Source organism: Chryseosolibacter histidinae (assembly GCF_018598225.1).
In the GTDB taxonomy this organism is placed as follows: domain Bacteria; phylum Bacteroidota; class Bacteroidia; order Cytophagales; family Cyclobacteriaceae; genus Chryseosolibacter; species Chryseosolibacter histidini.
Window position 1 is genome coordinate 24,335 of sequence record NZ_JAHESF010000025.1, and the last position, 17,351, is coordinate 41,685.

The 17,351-nt window shown below is 50.1% G+C and carries 13 protein-coding genes; 11 read left to right on the forward strand and 2 right to left on the reverse strand.

The window, feature by feature from the left end; translation table 11 throughout:
* Positions 1-24: 24 nt before the first annotated feature.
* The 6 genes from KK083_RS21075 (at position 25) to KK083_RS21100 (ending at position 10,034) form a co-directional block, all read left to right on the forward strand.
* A complete protein-coding gene (locus KK083_RS21075; RefSeq protein WP_317195239.1) occupies positions 25-1,245 on the forward strand; it encodes a glycoside hydrolase family 88 protein in 1,221 nt (406 codons plus the stop codon).
* A gap of 232 nt (positions 1,246-1,477) precedes the next feature.
* Positions 1,478-2,608 carry a glycoside hydrolase family 88/105 protein gene (locus KK083_RS21080; protein ID WP_254167325.1) on the forward strand — a complete coding sequence of 377 codons (1,131 nt, stop codon included), beginning with the start codon at positions 1,478-1,480 and terminating at the stop codon, positions 2,606-2,608.
* Between the two features lie 189 nt (positions 2,609-2,797).
* On the forward strand, positions 2,798-3,571 hold the full coding sequence (locus KK083_RS21085; RefSeq protein ID WP_254167327.1) for a glycosyltransferase domain-containing protein: 774 nt from the start codon (positions 2,798-2,800) through the stop codon (positions 3,569-3,571).
* A 28-nt stretch (positions 3,572-3,599) separates the two neighbouring features.
* Positions 3,600-4,895 carry a polysaccharide lyase 6 family protein gene (locus KK083_RS21090; protein WP_254167328.1) on the forward strand — a complete coding sequence of 432 codons (1,296 nt, stop codon included), beginning with the start codon at positions 3,600-3,602 and terminating at the stop codon, positions 4,893-4,895.
* 217 nt (positions 4,896-5,112) lie between these two features.
* On the forward strand, positions 5,113-8,289 hold the full coding sequence (locus KK083_RS21095) for a SusC/RagA family TonB-linked outer membrane protein (RefSeq protein ID WP_254167329.1): 3,177 nt from the start codon (positions 5,113-5,115) through the stop codon (positions 8,287-8,289).
* An 11-nt stretch (positions 8,290-8,300) separates the two neighbouring features.
* Positions 8,301-10,034, forward strand: coding sequence for a RagB/SusD family nutrient uptake outer membrane protein (locus KK083_RS21100; protein WP_254167330.1), 1,734 nt, complete (start codon positions 8,301-8,303; stop codon positions 10,032-10,034).
* Positions 10,035-10,216: 182 nt separating this feature from the next.
* Here KK083_RS21100 and KK083_RS21105 read toward each other — a convergent pair whose 3' ends face one another.
* Entirely contained in the window at positions 10,217-11,239 is a 1,023-nt protein-coding gene (locus KK083_RS21105; RefSeq protein WP_254167331.1) for a LacI family DNA-binding transcriptional regulator, read from the reverse strand.
* Between the two features lie 148 nt (positions 11,240-11,387).
* Between KK083_RS21105 and KK083_RS21110 the strand changes: the two genes are divergently transcribed.
* The 4 genes from KK083_RS21110 (at position 11,388) to uxaC (ending at position 14,687) form a co-directional block, all read left to right on the forward strand.
* Positions 11,388-11,996 (forward strand): RNA polymerase sigma-70 factor, encoded by a 609-nt coding sequence (locus KK083_RS21110; protein ID WP_254167332.1) that lies wholly within the window; start codon positions 11,388-11,390, stop codon positions 11,994-11,996.
* 120 nt (positions 11,997-12,116) lie between these two features.
* The gene (locus tag KK083_RS21115; RefSeq protein WP_254167333.1) at positions 12,117-12,335 is read left to right on the forward strand and encodes a hypothetical protein; all 219 of its coding nucleotides are present in this window, start codon (positions 12,117-12,119) and stop codon (positions 12,333-12,335) included.
* 63 nt (positions 12,336-12,398) lie between these two features.
* Entirely contained in the window at positions 12,399-13,211 is an 813-nt protein-coding gene (locus KK083_RS21120; protein ID WP_254167335.1) for an SDR family oxidoreductase, read from the forward strand.
* A gap of 57 nt (positions 13,212-13,268) precedes the next feature.
* Positions 13,269-14,687: a glucuronate isomerase gene (gene uxaC, locus KK083_RS21125; protein WP_254167337.1), complete on the forward strand. Its 1,419-nt coding sequence runs from the start codon at positions 13,269-13,271 to the stop codon at positions 14,685-14,687.
* Between the two features lie 103 nt (positions 14,688-14,790).
* Here the strand turns inward: uxaC and KK083_RS21130 are convergent, their stop codons facing one another.
* Positions 14,791-15,960, reverse strand: coding sequence for a BT3233 family polysaccharide utilization protein (locus KK083_RS21130; RefSeq protein WP_254167338.1), 1,170 nt, complete (start codon positions 15,958-15,960; stop codon positions 14,791-14,793).
* Between the two features lie 331 nt (positions 15,961-16,291).
* On the opposite strand from KK083_RS21130, the gene KK083_RS21135 reads away from it, so the two are divergent.
* Complete coding sequence (locus tag KK083_RS21135; RefSeq protein ID WP_254167339.1) at positions 16,292-17,329, forward strand: LacI family DNA-binding transcriptional regulator; 1,038 nt, start codon at positions 16,292-16,294, stop codon at positions 17,327-17,329.
* Positions 17,330-17,351 lie beyond the last annotated feature (22 nt).

Genomic DNA, 17,351 nt, shown 5'->3' on the forward strand with positions numbered 1-17,351 from the left:
GAAAACCGAAAAACAGTACCGACCATGAGAATGAAAATTATTGCAGGTGTGATCATCGTGATCTCCTGTTCAGCCATGCTGAAGAAGGACGATGTGGTGAGGCAGGCATTTGATCATGCGGCAAAGCAAACACTGGTGATGTTAAAAGAAGTGGCGATCAAACTTCAGGCCGCCAAAGCGGAGAGCAAAAACCCCATGCCGGTGGCACCGCGCACGCTGAAGGACGGTGACCTCGTGGTGGTGCCTTCACGCGACTGGACCAGCGGGTTTTTCTCTGGCGTACTCTGGTACCTGTACGAATACACCGGGAAAAAAGAGTGGCTTGATGAAGCGAAGAAATTCACTGCAGCCATGGAGCAGGAAAAATGGAATGGTAAAACCCACGACATGGGCTTTAAAATGTATTGCAGCTATGGCAACGGCTACCGCCTTACAAAAGATGCTACGTACAACGACGTCCTGGTGCAGTCCGCTAAAACACTGAGCACAAGGTTCAGGCCGATCACAGGTGTGTTGCGCTCATGGGACCACAGCCGCGACAAGTGGAGCTACCCGGTGATCATCGACAATATGATGAACCTCGAATTGTTGTTCTTCGCCACGAGATCAACAGGCGATTCTTCATTTTATAAGATCGCGGTAAGCCACGCAAAGACCACGATGAAGAATCATTACCGGGCTGATAACAGCTCGTACCATGTGATCGAGTACGACACGCTGACAGGCAAGGTATTGAAGAAGAACACACACCAGGGTTATGCCCATGAGTCGGCGTGGTCGAGAGGACAGGCGTGGGGATTGTATGGCTTCACCATGTGTTATCGCGAGACGAAAGACAAGGCATTTCTGGAACAAGCCGAGAAGATCGCCAAGTACATATTCTCGCATCCGCACATGCCGGCAGACCTGATCCCTTACTGGGATTACGATGCACCCGGAATTCCGAATGAGCCGCGTGACGTGTCGGCAGCAGCCGTGATCGCTTCAGGTTTGTATGAGCTGAGTCTGTACAGCCCCAATGCAAAAGACTATCGCGCCAAAGCCAACACCATCGTGCAGAACCTTTCCAAAAATTATGCTTCACCCGTTGGCGGCAGCAAAGGATTTATCCTGTTGCACAGCACCGGATCCAAACCCGCCAACAGCGAAGTAGATGTGCCCCTTTCTTACGCAGACTATTATTTCCTGGAAGCACTGTTGAGAAAAGATAAATTGGAGAAGACCAGTTACAAGTCCATCCAATAAATAACTGAAGCGAGACTTGATCACATTTATTTGCAGACGTTGTAGTGAATACAGTGTGGTTTTATCGTCTCTGAACATGAGATCCGTCAATGGAATTAAAACCCAGTCCCGCAGTCCCGATAGCTATCGGGATGGCTGATGTACGCAGATAAGATATTTTTTAATCTGCGCCTATCTGCGGAATCCGCGGGAAATGATTTCAACGGAGCTCATCCTATTAAACCGAAAACGTATGAAAAAATATCACCTGTTTTTCCTGCTGATTGTTAGTGCAGGCTTCTGCTTGGGCCAGTCGAAGAAAAATGATGCGGACCTGAAGCAGTGGCCGAAGGGAGCGTCGCCCCTGGAAGTTGGTCAGCGTGTGGCCGCACGTTTTATCGCCACTCCTCATCCGAACTTTGGAAGGCCCACGCCGCCGAAAACCATTACGTATCCCGAAGTTTGTACCTGGTACGGAGCACTCACCTTCGCCAAAGAAAGCAAGGATAAGAAACTTCGCGACCAGCTCGTGCAGCGCTTTGAACCCTTCTGGACCACCGAGGCCAGCATGGTGCCGCTGCCCGATCACGTTGACCACACGGTGTTCGGCTCCATTCCGCTGGAGCTTTACATGCAGACCAAAGAGAAGAAATACCTCGACATGGGTTTGAACTTTGCCGACAAACAATGGGGACCTCCCGAAGGCCCTCGTGTAAAACCTGAGTCGCACGTGTTCCATAACATGGGGCTCACCTGGCAGACACGCCTGTGGATCGACGATATGTTCATGATCACCGCGGTACAGGCACAGGCATACCGTGCTACCGGCGACAAAAAATACATCGAGCGTGCCGCGAAGGAAATGGTGGTGTACCTCGATTCGCTGCAACGTGAGAACGGTCTTTTTTATCATGCACCTGATGTTCCGTTCTTCTGGGGACGTGGCGATGGTTGGATGGCCGTAGGAACAGCAGAGCTGCTTCGCTCTTTGCCCGAGAACAATCCTCACAGGCCACGCATTATGGAAGGTTATAAAAAGATGATGGCGTCGCTGCTGAAGTACCAGGCCGAGAGTGGCATGTGGCGGCAGCTGATCGACGATCCTGAGTCATGGCCTGAAACCTCGTCTACCGGCATGTTCACTTTTGCCATGATCACGGGTGTGAAGAACGGCTGGCTTGAAAAAGAAACGTATGGTCCCGCGGCGCGCAAAGCATGGCTGGCGTTGATCTCTTACCTTGATGAGAATGCAGACATCCGGGAGGTGTGCCAGGGAACCAATAAGAAGAACGACCGTCAGTATTACCTGGACCGTGAGCGGATCAAAGGCGACATGCATGGCCAGGCGCCTGTGCTCTGGTGTGCGACTGCGTTGCTGAGATAACGTGCTGCTGATGAGGAGCAAGACCTGTGGGACCACTAGACATTGATGGATAGGAATTGAATAGATCATAACCTGAAATTTTTCATTTGTAAGCAAAATCTGACTTCCTCCAAAGTATCTGTGATAATAACCTGATGAAGCGCAGCTTTCTTCAGATATTCGCAGGTCATTTTAGTCGATAGTTGCTTTATGAGGGTTGTGACGCTGATCACCAACGCAAACCAGAAAGGTTTTAAGGAATACCTGCAGCCTTCCTGTGCGTATCATGATCTGGACCTGACGGTGTTGAAATATGAAGACCGATATACAACACACAGGATCAAGGATGTTGTTTTGTACCAGTACCTGAAAGACAGGCCGCAAAAGGAGATCGTTCTGTTTACCGATGCCCATGACACCGCTTTTTTATCCGGTGAAAAGGAGATCATGGAAAAATTCAGGAGCTTCGGCACGCCCCTGGTGTTTTCGGCAGAGATCAATTGCTGGCCATTCAGTGATCTCGCAGAAAGGTATCCGGAGCCGGGAAAACACTTCAGGTATCTGAACAGCGGAGCCTTCATTGGTGAAGTTGGCTATCTGGTTGACTTGTACGAAACATATCCAACTTTTTCACCGGCATACGATCCGGTGTATAATTGGAGCAACCAGTATTACTGGCATCATGTTTATCTCGAGAACCAGGACACGATTGCGATAGACCATAATTGTGAAATGTTTTTTAATACATCCATACCGGTTGAACGGATCGATCAGATTGATTTCAGGGTTGGAGATGATCCGAGAATCGCGGCACTGTTTGCAGAAGAGATCGTCAGGCTGAACAACGAGATCGTATTTTCAAATGACCGGATCATGAGCAAGCTTACCAATACCTGGCCATGCCACCTGCATCTTCCGGGTCCTGTGTCAAAGCTGCTGATGAAAGGAGAATATTTCGCATCCATCAAAGCCTGGGAACATTAAAAAAGTTTAATACTGAAAAGATATCTCTATGATCACTACGTTACTGCAATACAGTTTATTGGCGCTTGTCTGCCTCACGTCACCTGCCCCTAAGAAGTATTTTATCAGTTCAGCCAGCGAATTAAAAGCGATCAGGTTGCAGCCTGGCGACACCGTTGTGCTGAAAGCAGGCACATGGACAGACCAGAAGCTTGAGCTCAAAGGCAATGGCACAGAAAAATCACCGATTGTACTGACGGCAGCGGTGGCGGGGCAAGTGAGGCTTACCGGCAGCTCCACGCTTCGCATCGAAGGAAAGTGGCTGGTGGTTGATGGCTTGTATTTTGTGAATGGCGATCCGGGTAAAGAGCCAGTGATCGATTTGCGTGACAGCAGCTCATGGTGCAGAGTTACAAACACAGCAGTGGTGAGCTGTAACCCTGCCGACAAGACATTCACTACTCAGTACATGTCTATGCACGGATCACATCACCGGGTAGACCATTGCTATTTTGAGAACAAGACCAATCACGGCCCTACGCTCGTGGTGTGGCTGAGCGAGAAGCCGAACTATCACCGCATCGATCATAATCACTTTGGTCCCCGTCAGAATTTAGGTGTGAACGGCGGCGAGACCATCCGCATCGGGACGAGCACATGGTCACTTTACGATTCATATACCACCGTTGAGTATAATCTCTTCGAACATTGTGACGGCGAGCTGGAGATCATCTCTAATAAATCATGTCACAATACACTGCGACATAATACCTTCTTCGAAAGCCAGGGCACACTGACCCTGCGGCATGGCAACGACGCCATCGTCTATGGCAATACGTTTATCGGCAACAATGTTAAGAACACAGGCGGTATCCGCATCATCGGTGAACGTCATCGTGTTTACAACAATCGTTTCTATGATCTGAAGGGCACCGGTGTAAGCGCCGCGATCAGCATCATCGATGGTATGCCCAATTCACCCCTCAATGGATATTACCAGGTGAAGCGCGCGCAGGTGTTCGGCAACAGCATCGTGAATTGTGAAGAAGCTTTGGCGCTGGGCATCGGTAAAAGAGAAGACCGTTACCTCGTTCCTCTGGATTGCGAGATCCGTGACAACCATGTGCTGAACGGCAACAAAGTGGTGGTATTGGCCGATACGTTGAAGAACCTGCGCATGGAGCACAATTTTTTGTACCGGCAGTCATCTGCTGAGATACCGGCTGGGTTCAAGATCGTCAATCCGAAATCTTTTCCGGACTCGCTGCAACAATCCTATCAGCGTGCACTGGCAAAACAATTCCTTGAAAAACCAGTAGCCGGAACGATGTGGAAACGCAATTGATCTTCGTTGCGCATACATTGTGGTGACGAACGTCATATGATCACACGCCTGTGCAATTGCACCTTTTCTGCGCAATAGACATGCAACCTGATGTGTTACCAGGTGCAACTGATTTAAAATTTCCTTTCATCACATTTTAACTTTCAAAGCGCTTCATAGGTGTAGGGTAACGTGATTTGTTTCGCGTCAGAAAATTATATATCAAAACCTTAAAACTATGAGACAAGTTCTTCCACTCTTGTTGTGGATAGTGCTGTGCTTTTTTTTGTCACACGCTTATTCACATGAACGATCATCTCCGGTGGAGATACGCGAAGCGAATCGCAACGGTACGGCTGTATTTCAGACCGTGAATGTTGCCGGGAAGGTGAGCGATGAAGCCGGCCTGGGCATGCCCGGCGTGAATGTTATCGTCAAGGGAACTTCTCAGGGAACCACCACGGATGCAGACGGAAACTATGCGCTCAACCTGACGAGTGAGAATGCTTCCGGTACCCTTGTGTTTTCATTTATTGGTTACACAACCCAGGAACAGGCTATCAGCGGCAGAACCCGCATTGATATTACGTTGCAGTCTGATGTTCTTGCGTTGAATGAGGTAGTTGTTGTCGGATATGGAAGCCAGAAGAAATCGGATGTGACGGGCGCCATCGTTTCTGTTAATGAGCAAGCCTTGCGCGATGTTCCGGTAACGAGCCTGGCGCAGGCTCTCCAGGGAAGAGGTGCTGGCATCGATATTCAGAAAGACGGAGGCGACAGCAAGCCGGGCGCGAACCCGGTCATCCGCATTCGCGGCATGAGATCGCTGTCTGCAGGAAACTCTCCCTTGTTCATTGTAGACGGTATTCCTTATAACGGAAACATCAGCGACCTCAACCCTGACGATGTGGTCTCTATGGAAGTTTTGAAAGATGCTTCTTCCACTGCTATCTATGGATCGAGAGGTGCTAACGGCGTTATACTGGTTACCACCAGACGCGGAAAGACAAACTCAGCGCCGGTGATCACCTACAGCGGCTACGTTGGTTATACCAAACCCCTCCGGAAATTTGATGTCATGAATGGTGAGGAGTTTGCCGAGTTCAGGAAGTGGTCGCGTATCAACGGCGAGCCCGGAAAATACACCGGCCTTGATGACCCCGCTTTGCTGAATGCATTTGAATCACAGGAACTTGAATCCATTCAATTGGGACGAAGCACCGACTGGCAGGACCTCATCTACAAAACAGGTGTCCGCACCAATCACCAGGTGGGGATCTCAGGGGGGTCTGAGAAAACGCAGTACGCTGTTTCTGCAGGATACTTTAAGGAAACCGGCATTTATCCCGTTCAGGCATTTCAGCGCACCACGTTGAAACTAAGCGTCGATCAGGTCTTGGGCGATCGTTTCAAGATCGGGATCAGCTCTTTGAATAATTTTTCACTGCGGCAGGGCGAAGGCATGAATCCGATGGGACAGGTGCTGCGTGCCAGCCCTTTGGCAACACCGTATAATCCGCAAGGTGTATTGTGGGGTACAACGGCACAGGAGTTTCTGCCGGGAAGCAATAACCAGGTGTGGAACCCGCTTGCCGATTTTGTGAAAGATGCCGTGGTGGAGAACCGCAGAAGAAACGGAACCTTTACCACTGCCTACCTCGAAGCTAAACTTATCGACGGGCTCAAGTATCGGTTTAACGCCGGTGCTGAGATAAGATCAGATGTCTACGGCAATTTTTACGGAAGGTATACAACGAAAAATTTAGGAAAGCCCAACACAACAAGCAACAGGACGAGCTCGAGCTACAATTATACGTTGGAGAACCTGCTGATCTACGACAAGGTTCTGGCACAGCGGCACAAGATAAATTTTACCGGCCTGTACAGCTTGCAGGAGTCGCTTTCTAATGGCAATGAATTTAATAATACCGGAAACCCGCTTGACTATATGCTGTATTATAATCCGGAGCTTGGTGAGAACTTCAGGGGCGAAGGCAGTTATACGAAGTGGGATATTATTTCGTACATGGGCCGGTTGAACTACGGCTTCAACGACAAGTACCTGCTTACTCTGACCATGCGCTCTGACGGATCTTCGCGGCTGGCGGAAGGAAACAAATACAAGCTTTTCCCTTCTGCTGCGCTTGGGTGGAACGTGATCGAAGAATCCTTTATGGCGAATGCACCAGTGTTTACAAACCTGAAGCTCAGGGCAAGTTATGGCAGGGTAGGAAATACAGCCATTGACCCGTATACGGTACTCGGTGAGCTCTCGCCGCTTCGTTACAACTTCGGTGACCTGATGGTAACAGGTGTTTATCCGACCACGGCACCGAACTACGCGCTGGAATGGGAATATACAACCTCTGCCAATGTTGGCCTGGACTTCGGCATCCTGCAGAACAGGATCACGGGATCTGTGGAAGCCTACAAGCAAATGACCGACAACCTGCTGCTGGACATGACCTTGCCACCAACCTCGGGAATAGAAAAGCCTGTGAAGACCAACGTTGGAAAAACCGAGAACAAAGGCATCGAGCTGCAGCTCAACACGGTAAACTGGCAGGGCGATGGAAGAGACAAGTTCATGTGGACCACCGACATCAATATTTCTTTTAACCGCGGCAAAATTGTAGCCCTGCATACAGGTGACAAGGATGATATTTCAAACAACTGGTTTATCGGGCAGCCTATCGGTACCATCTATGATTATAAGAAAGTGGGCATATGGCAAAACACGCCAGCCGACTCCGCCCTTGCTAAAAGTCTGGGCCTTACGGTGACAGGTAGTACCTCCGTTATTGGAACCATCAAAGTGGCCAATACCTCCGTTGATTACGACGCGGATGGAAACCCGCTGCCCAACCAAAGGATCACACCCGATGACAGGATGATCCTGGGAAGCAGTCAGCCTAAATTCCAGGGCGGCATCACGAACAGGTTTGCCTACAAGGGATTCGATTTTACCGTGGTGGCTGTAGGAAGATATGGTGGCACCATGATCAGCCGGATGCATAACAGTGGATTTGCCAACACTTACCAGGGGAATTATAATAACCTGCGCACACCTTACTGGACTCCCACTAATCACGAGAACCGGTATCCCAAGCCGAGCAACGCATTCACGAATCCGTTGTACAACTCAACCCTGGGTTATTTTGATGGCACTTACCTGAAGATCAGAAGCCTGAGCCTGGGCTATACACTTTCACCATCACTGCTCACAAAAGTGGGCATGAAGTCGCTGCGTGTGTATGGAACCGTGAACGATGCCTTTACACTGTTCTCTCCTTATGTCAATAAATATAATGGCATGGATCCCGATGCCGTGAATGGCGACACCAACAAGCAGCAGGTTGATGTGGATACACCGGCTGTCTACTCCGTTGTTTTCGGACTTAACGCTACATTTTAATCAAAGCAAACATGAAAAAGATATTGATATACCTGTGTGTTGGCCTGGCAGCATCGTTTGCCACAACCGGTTGTGATGATAAGCTGACGGAAGAACCCAAGTCGGTCATTGCCCCGGATTTCTTCAAGACGCGGCAAGGTTTTGAGTTAGGACTGGCCGCCGCCTACGCCGGTAGCCGCAGATTTTGGGGTGACCAGGATTTTTTTCTAAACACAGTTCCAGGTACGGACGAGTTTACCTATGGCAGAGACCTGACGGGTGCCGGTCGCGATATGTCTATTTACGGAAGCTCTTACGCCACCAATGATAGCCGGGTGACAGGTGTTTGGAAGCAAGCTTATATTTTCATCAACACGTGCAATGGCCTGGTGGATAATGCAGCCAACATAACTGACCTCAGCGATGCGCAGAAAACAAGCATGGTGGCAGAGGCGCGGTTTCTCAGGGCTAACTATTACTTCATCCTGGTGCAGCTGTTCGGTGATATCACGCTGAACAGAAATTTCAACCTTGTTCCAACAACCTCGGCTGTTCGAAATTCGGCAGCGGAAGTATATGATTTTATTGTTGAAGACCTGCAGACGGCGATTGCGAACCTTCCGGCCGCGCCGAAAGATGTGCTGCCGGGAAAAGCTTCAGCGGCTGCCGCAAGACATTTGCTGGCCAAGGTATACCTGACACGGGCAGGGTCTAAGGCAGCGCAGGCAGATGATTACAAAAATGCGCATACCCTTGCCGTTGGACTGATCAATGACAGGGCTGCCCTCGGCCTTGGCATGTTACAGGACTACGGCCAGGTACATAAGGAAGGAAATGAGCGGAGCACAGAAGTATTGTGGACCGTTCAGCATACCACCAACCTGGCGTACAATGGCAGTGAGGCGCAGAACAGCAGCGCTCCCGATAATATGTTGAATCACCTTTTTGTGCCCGTGTATCAAAACAGCCCGGGGTTGCAACGCAGCATGGACTATGGTCGTCCATATTGCCGGGTGCGTCCTACACCATGGTTGCTGAACGTTGCTTTTCAGGAACGTGTGAATGATACACGGTACAGCAAGACCTTTCAAACCCTCTGGATCTCCAACCTGGCAAACGACAGCCGTGTTCCAAAATGGACTCAGGCAGAGATCAACAGCGGCTATGCCCCGGCATCGCAGTTGGGCAAAGCGAAGTTTGCCCTCGGCGACACAGCTGTATACATGCCGGGTTATGAGGTGAGCGCAGCCAAGATCGCAGCTACACGGTACAAGCTGGTTCCCCCCAGCAAGTACACGCTGGAGCTGTTTCCTACGGTGGTCAAATATTTCGATACCAAAAGAGTGGACATCAACAACCCGTCTATACGCCCTGTGATTGTGTACCGCCTGGCAGAGACCTACCTGATCGCAGCAGAAGCCTTGTTGATGGACGGAAGAGCTGCAGACGCGGTACAGTACGTGAATGCAGTTCGTGCGCGGGCGGCTTATCCAACGGGCGATCCCCTGAAGATGCAGGTGCAGGCGTCAGACCTCACTGTTGATTTTATACTGGACGAGCGTACCCGTGAATTGTGTGGTGAGAATATGCGGTGGCTGGACCTGGTAAGAACGGGTAAGTTGCTGACCCGTGTGAAAGCCGACAACCCAGACGCAGCGCCGAACATTGTTGCGCCCAAACATCTTCTCCGTCCCATTCCGCAGGCGCAGATCGACGGCGTGATCACCGGTGAGCCTTACCTGCAAAATGACGGCTGGCTTCAGTAAGGGTAGACGTTAAGAATTTTCGTCTTATAGGCAGTATCAGAAAGTTTATGCTTTCTGCTCAGTTTGGGTTATAAAGGCCGGTGGCTCCGGCCTTTTTCGTCGTCCGACCACTGATAAGCGCGCGGCCTGCGGGAAGTGGTCTGACGACTAAACTGTCAGGTTTGCAGAAAGTGGTCTGACGACTAAACCGATCTCACATGCGTCGACTCCCTTATCACCAACCTGCTTTTGATCATACGCCTTTCAGGTTCGAGATTTCCGGTTTCGATCTTGTTTAATAATATTTCGGCCGCGGCAGTACCCATGTCGAACGCAGAGTGGTCGATGCTGCTGAGCGCGGGTTCTACAAAACGACAGATAGCCTCATTGTTGAATCCCAGGATAGCAATATCGTCAGGCACCCTGAGTCCATTCTTTTTGATCACGTGCATCATCTCGATGGCGGCGTAATCGTTGATGGCGAAAATGGCATCGGGCCGTTGTGGAAGGTTGATGAGGTGGCGCGTGTATTCTTCTACGTTGCCACCGCGGAAATAAGAATGAATGATGTAGTTATCTTTTACGGGAAGGTTGTGTTTCTTCAGCGCATCGATATAACCCATGAGGCGGTTACGTGAGTTGTAAAGATTCTGCGGACCTGCTACGATGGCAATACGTTTGCATCCCTGCGAGATGAGGTGTTCCGTGCCTTCGAACGAGATCTCATAGTTGTCGGTGTAGACCTGCGATGCTTTTACATCTTCAAGGATGCGGTCGAAGAAGACAAGCGGTACGTTTTTCTGCAGCAGCATATCGAAGTGATCGGTGCGGTCTGTTTCGCTGGAGACAGAAACAAGGATGCCATCCACGCGACTGGCGAGAAGGCCCTGAAGATTTTTGCGTTCGGCTACATACGACTCATCCGACTGGCAGATCATTACGTGATATCCGGCGAGGTTCGCTATTTTTTGGATCCCGCCGATGGCTTTTGCGAAAAAGCGATTGACTGTTTCAGGGATGATCACGCCCAGGGTATGGGTGCGCTGCTGTTTGAGGTTCAGCGCAAGTACGTTGGGCTGGTAGTTGAGCTTTTGTGCAATTTCCAGTACCCGTCTGCGGGTCTCCTGATTGACATCAGAATGTTCGGAAAGCGCACGGGAAACCGTTGATTTTGAGATCCCCAGAAGCTTTGCGATATCTTTTATGGTGACGGATTCGGTGGCCATTCAAACGATTGATTAAAGATCAAAGATACTTAAAAACCGGGACCGTTCCCGGGAACGTTCCCTTAAAAATTGTTTTCAATAATGCAAGAGACGGTAATGCTTTTTTTAAAAAAAGTTGTAGAATTACTGAACAATCGATTGCGCAAAAATGATACAATCTCTACCCACAATTCTACCGCCGCAAGCTATACAACCGCATCGGATCCTGCAATCCGACAACCTCGATGAGTTGTTCCAGCGGGTCATCAACGACGATTACAGTTCCTTTGAAAAGATATTCAAAAATAATTACAAGTCGCTGTGCACCTACGCCTGTCACGTTGTGAAAAGCCACGAATTAGCGGAAGAAATCGTTGACGATGTGTTTTGCAATCTTTGGAAGAACCGGAAAAAAATTCAGATCACTTCGTCGTTCCGGGCCTATCTGCTCACTTCCATCCGGAATAAATCGCTGGATTGTTTGCGCAAAATGAAACACGAAAAGAATGCAATGCTCGAAAGCGCTGCAACGGTGCCGTGCAAACAATCGATTGCATACGAAACGCTGTTTTATGAAGAATTGAACGGGCGTATAGAGGCCGCCATTCAAGGCCTTCCAAGACAATGCCGCACTATTTTTCTGATGAGTCGCGACCAGGACCTGAAATACAAAGAGATTGCAGAGCTCCTGAATATCAGCATCAAAACCGTCGATACGCAGATGGGAAGAGCCCTGAAATACCTCAGAAAGTCGATTTCGCCGGCTGTTTCATCATAACCCGCGTGGTCAATTATAGTCAAAACTACCATTTCCCGTTCTTTCAGTAGGGGTATTGCTCCCTTTTGCCGTCATTTGTACGTGGCGGTTATAATAAGTTCTACAGCAATCTATTCCCTGATGGCCCGGTGCCTGAAGGGAGAATCCACCCCGGAGGATGATATGATGCTTCAGGATCTGCTCTCGTCAGACCCCGGAATGAAAGAAGAATACGATCTCTTCAGGAGCCTGGTGCAAAATGAATGCAACACGCAGCTGAACGGTGACTCATCCGAAGCGCATCTTCAGAAAAAATTTGATCGCATTACCCGTCGGTTAAAAGAGGAAGGATCGTTATAATCGCACTTCAGTCATCACCGATCAATTCAGATTTTTTATTGTTTGTAAACGAATCATAAGCGCATGGACTTTTTTTCACTTAAAGGCAAGTCTGTTATTATTACCGGAGGTACGGGAGTTCTCGGCACATCCATGACCAAAGGCGTGGCGGAAGCCGGCGCGTCAGTGGCCATCCTGGGAAGAAGAAAAGAAGTAGGAGAGAAGCTCGCAGCCGAGATAAACGCTGCGGGTGGAAAAGCGATCGCCCTCGTAGCCGATGTGCTCAACCGCGAGCAGCTGGTCAGCGCCAGGGACGCGGTTAAAAAAGCATTCGGCAGCATCGATATACTCATTAACGCCGCCGGTGGAAATATGCCCGGAGCAGTCATTCCTCCCGACAAAAACTTTTTCGATCTCAGCATCGACGCATTTCAGCAAGTAATGGATCTCAACCTGCTGGGTACAGTATTGCCCACACAGGTGTTCACGGAAGATATGGCCAAACAGAAAAAAGGTGTGATCATCAACATCGCCTCCATGGCCTCTTACAAACCGCTTACCCGTGTCGTAGGATATTCCGCCGCCAAGGCTGCCGTTGAAAATTTCACGCGATGGCTGGCGGTTGAAATGGCGAAGAAGTTTGGTGAAGGCATCCGTGTCAATGCCATCTCCCCGGGATTCTTCCTCACGGAACAAAACCGTACGCTGCTCACCAATCCCGATGGAACGTTTACCGCCCGGGGCCAGTCGGCCATCAACCAGACTCCCTTCGCAAGATTTGGAAAACCCGAAGAGCTCATCGGTACATTGGTGTGGCTCTGTTCCGATGCATCCGCTTTTGTCACCGGTGTCAACGTTCCCGTCGACGGAGGATTCACGGCTTTCGGAGGCGTATAAGTTTAAAGTTTAAGGTTTAAAGTTTAAAGTTTAGGGAAGGTTTAAAGTTTTTAAGGTATGATAGGAACTGCGAAAGTTTTTCTGGATGACGATTTTCTGCTGAGCAATGATATCGCTGTGCAGCTTTATGAGGAGTATGCGTCTCCCATGCCCATCGTGGATTATCACAATCATCTCTCACCGGAAGACATCGCTTCGAACCGTAAGTTCACCAACATCACGGAAGCGTGGCTGGAGGGTGACCACTACAAATGGCGGGCGATGCGCATCAACGGCGTTCCTGAAAAATACTGCACGGGCCAGGTACCACCGCTCGAGAAATTCCAGGCGTGGGCGAAAACCGTACCCTATACCATGCGCAATCCCCTGTATCACTGGACTCACCTCGAGCTGAAAAATTATTTCGGGGTACGCAAGCTGCTCGATGAAAAAAGTGCCCGGGAGATCTATGACGATTGCTCCGCCATGCTGAACCAGGACGACTTCAGCGTGCACGCCCTGCTGGCCAAAATGAATGTTGAAGTAGTGTGCACCACCGATGACCCCACCGATTCGCTCGAGCATCATCAGCGTTTCGCAGGCTCCGGGTCGGCGCTGAAAATGTTCCCCACCTTCAGGCCAGACAAAGCTTACGCAACGGAAGATGCCGTTGCCTACAACGCTTACCTCGACAAGCTTTCAACAGTTTCTTCGACCGCTATCAAGAATTTTGACGACCTCATCCAGGCGCTGCAAAAAAGGATCGCTTTTTTCGACAGCCTCGGATGCCGCGCGTCTGATCACGGACTTGAATCGCTTTATTTTGATGCGCAATCACTGGCAACAGCCCCTGCCATCTTCAAAAAGATCCGCGCAGGCGAAAACCTCGGCGCCGAAGAAAGATTGCAGCTCAGGTGTGCCGTGCTCATCAACCTCTGCAAGCTTTATCATGAGAAACGGTGGGCACAGCAGTTTCACCTGGGCGCTATGCGCAACAACAACACGCGTATGAAACGTGCGCTGGGTGCTGATACCGGTTTCGACTCGGTAGGAGATTACCCGCAGGCAACACACATGTCGCGGTTCTTCGATCACCTCGACAGCACAGACCAGCTCGCTAAAACGATCATCTATAACCTCAACCCGTCGCAGAATGAAGTGTTTGCCACCATGGTAGGCAACTTCAGCGATGGCTCCGTTCCCGGCAAGATCCAGTTCGGTTCGGGCTGGTGGTTCCTCGATCAGAAAGATGGTATGGAGAAGCAGATGAACACCCTCTCCAACATGGGACTGCTCTCACGCTTCGTAGGCATGGTCACGGATTCCAGGAGCTTCCTGTCATTCCCGCGCCACGAATACTTCAGGCGCATCCTCTGCAACCTGCTGGCAGAAGATATCCGCGCCGGCGAGCTCCCCGACGATCTCCCACGCATAGGGCAGATGGTGAGGGATGTGTGTTACTTTAATGCGAAGGGGTATTTTGGGTTTAAAATTTAAAGTTTAAAATTTAAAGTTTAAAGTTGGAGCTTTCGAATCGGTGCTGAGTTGACAAACACCGAATCTAACTTTAAACCTGAAACCTGAAACTTCTAACTTTAAACTATTTCACAACTTTCACCTCCAACGGCGAGCCGAGTCTCTCTGCAAAACCCTTCAGATACTTATTCCAATCCGTGGCATTGTTGAAACGTCCGGCTTTTTTCCAGCCGAAGCCTGCGTAGTATACCACTTTGTTCTTCGCTGGTTTCAGCATTACGTAAAGCTGGCTCAGGTCTTTTTTGGGCGTGCGATAGTCGAGGTGGGAGATCACGTCTTTGCTCGCCGCAACGATGCCTGTTCCCAGCTCTGAGTCGTCAAGTGGTTCCCAATAGCTGAACCAACCTTCTGAATCATTCCCGCTTGTTACACCTGCTTTATCATGGAGTGTGATGCCGGCGGTGCAGTTCGGTAGCGGAGCGCTGCTTTCAAGTGTAACTTCATATCGCGTAAGCTGGCTTCCTGCATCGAGGGAGATCCTTTTCTTTTCCTTGACTGTTGCACCGTTGGCAGTCCATGGTGCATAGGTGAGCTCGAAAACGGTGCGGATCGGTCCGGTGGCAATGGTTTTGTACGATACAAAATTCTTCGATACGTAGAGTGAGTCTTTCACCCACACGCCGATCCCACCGCATCCTCTGCTGGCGCCAACATGGTAATTGTCGAGGCCTTCGCCATTGTCTTTGTGGTACGAGCCGCCGGTTTCACTTTTTTTGTACCATTTATCGATGATCAGATAATCCACCCGTTTCAGCCAGCAATCCATGCCACTGGAAAGTGTTCCGCCGGGTTTACCTTCGTCAACGATCTGTTGCGCCTTGGGACCGTAGGTGCGGAAGGCCACAAGATCATTCTCCCAGGCATAGTCGTCGATACGTTCGGGAACAAGCCGTGAGAAAGTAGCCGAAACTGGTGGCGGCGCCTGAGCGGTTGTTGTCTCGATGGTCACTGTTTTTTCCTCCTTGCCACGGATGTCAACCTGGAAGAGGAGCTCGTCAGCTTTTCCGTCGTCGTTGTTATCGATCAGCTGTTGCACGAGCACTTTGCCGTTGTCCGTTACCTGAAACGGTTTGCCGGCCAGTGAACGCAACGATGTCAGTGGAATGGTAACACTTTCGGCGCGACGATCGGCAGCCAGTTTGTTGCTGATCTTTACCTGCAGCTTCTGCTGGCCGTAAGACAATGACACACACGAAATGAGGATGCAAAGAAGTGAACAGGATTTGAGCTTCATGAGATTACGATACAATGATCCGTTAATATACAACGACGGATTTTTATAGCCTAACCCTGAAACGGCATCACTTTATTTCAACTAAAGTTTTCCCCATGTCGCAGGTAGTTTGAAAATGGTGTAACTTGCATCCATAGCTTGCAGGAATGAGGAGCGCCACCTCAGTTCTTGAAGGTACGAGGTACATCCCGATTCCCATCGGGATACGAAGTAGGTCCCGATGCCAATCGGGAGGAAGGCTTTACATCGAAGCCAGTTCCTTTACCTGCTGTTGTCTCCTACTGCCTACTTTTCATGCAGGTGTTTGAAACCCCCGAATTCAACACAGACTATGAAAAAGGATCGACCAACCGTACATGATATCGCCCGTGAGCTGAACATAACTGCGTCCACGGTTTCAAGAGCGCTCAACGATCACCCCCGCATCAGTGACAGCACCAAGAAGGCCGTGCTCAACATGGCCAAGAAGCTCAGCTATCAGCCCCACCGCATTGCCGCCGCCCTGAGAAAAGGCCGCAGCCACATCATCGGGGTAATTGTACCGACCGCCGACCGTAATTTTTTCGCCTCTGTGGTGAGAGGTATAGAAGAGATGGCCAACCAGTCTAACTACCAGGTGATGATCTGCCAGACGTACGAAGACCCGCACAAGGAAGCGGCAGCCATCGAGGCCCTGCTCAGCTCGCGGGTGGATGGTATCATTGCTTCGTTGTCGAAACGCACCGAGAACTTCGATCACTTTTTGAAAGTGAAGAACAAAGGTATTCCGCTCATCATGTTCGACCGCTCCAACGATCAGCTCGGCGTGAGCCATGTTGTGATTGACGATTACCTGGCCTCTTATAAAGCCGTGGAGCACCTGATCGAACAGGGATGCCGGCGGATTGCACACTTCACCAATTTTCAGAAGATCAACATCTATAAAGAAAGGTTGAGAGGATACAAGGCTGCGCTGGAAGATCATGGAATCGCCTATGACGAACGTCTTGTCGTTGCCAGCAACCTGCAGCTGCAGGACGGCCGTGAAAGCATGATGAAGTTGCTGGAACTGGCCGAAATACCCGACGCCGTATTTTCTTCCAGCGACCTGGGTGCCATGGGTGCCCTGCAGGTGTTAAAAGAGAAAGACATCGCCGTGCCAGAGCGCATTGCACTGGTGGGCTTCAGCAACGAGCCGTTTACCATGTTCTCCGATCCTCCGCTCACCTCCATCGATCAGCACACCAAACGTATGGGCAACATCGCTTCGGAAATGTTCCTGGAAGAGATCAAGGCATCGCCCATCGAAAAATTCATCCCAAAAAAGATCGTACTGAGCCCGGAGCTGGTAGTGAGAAAATCGTCTCTGAAGATCCGCAGAAGCGCCTGACAGGTCTTTCTCTTCAACGGCG

Coding starts and splice junctions, on each gene's coding strand:
- KK083_RS21105 (WP_254167331.1), bottom strand. CDS start 11,239: ATGGCCACCGAATCCGTCACCATAAAAGATATCGCAAAGCTTCTGGGG.
- KK083_RS21115 (WP_254167333.1), top strand. CDS start 12,117: ATGGCCCGGTGCCTGAAGGGAGAATCCACCCCGGAGGATGATATGATG.
- KK083_RS21135 (WP_254167339.1), top strand. CDS start 16,292: ATGAAAAAGGATCGACCAACCGTACATGATATCGCCCGTGAGCTGAAC.
- uxaC (WP_254167337.1), top strand. CDS start 13,269: ATGATAGGAACTGCGAAAGTTTTTCTGGATGACGATTTTCTGCTGAGC.
- KK083_RS21085 (WP_254167327.1), top strand. CDS start 2,798: ATGAGGGTTGTGACGCTGATCACCAACGCAAACCAGAAAGGTTTTAAG.
- KK083_RS21075 (WP_317195239.1), top strand. CDS start 25: ATGAGAATGAAAATTATTGCAGGTGTGATCATCGTGATCTCCTGTTCA.
- KK083_RS21130 (WP_254167338.1), bottom strand. CDS start 15,960: ATGAAGCTCAAATCCTGTTCACTTCTTTGCATCCTCATTTCGTGTGTG.
- KK083_RS21100 (WP_254167330.1), top strand. CDS start 8,301: ATGAAAAAGATATTGATATACCTGTGTGTTGGCCTGGCAGCATCGTTT.
- KK083_RS21080 (WP_254167325.1), top strand. CDS start 1,478: ATGAAAAAATATCACCTGTTTTTCCTGCTGATTGTTAGTGCAGGCTTC.
- KK083_RS21120 (WP_254167335.1), top strand. CDS start 12,399: ATGGACTTTTTTTCACTTAAAGGCAAGTCTGTTATTATTACCGGAGGT.
- KK083_RS21095 (WP_254167329.1), top strand. CDS start 5,113: ATGAGACAAGTTCTTCCACTCTTGTTGTGGATAGTGCTGTGCTTTTTT.
- KK083_RS21110 (WP_254167332.1), top strand. CDS start 11,388: ATGATACAATCTCTACCCACAATTCTACCGCCGCAAGCTATACAACCG.
- KK083_RS21090 (WP_254167328.1), top strand. CDS start 3,600: ATGATCACTACGTTACTGCAATACAGTTTATTGGCGCTTGTCTGCCTC.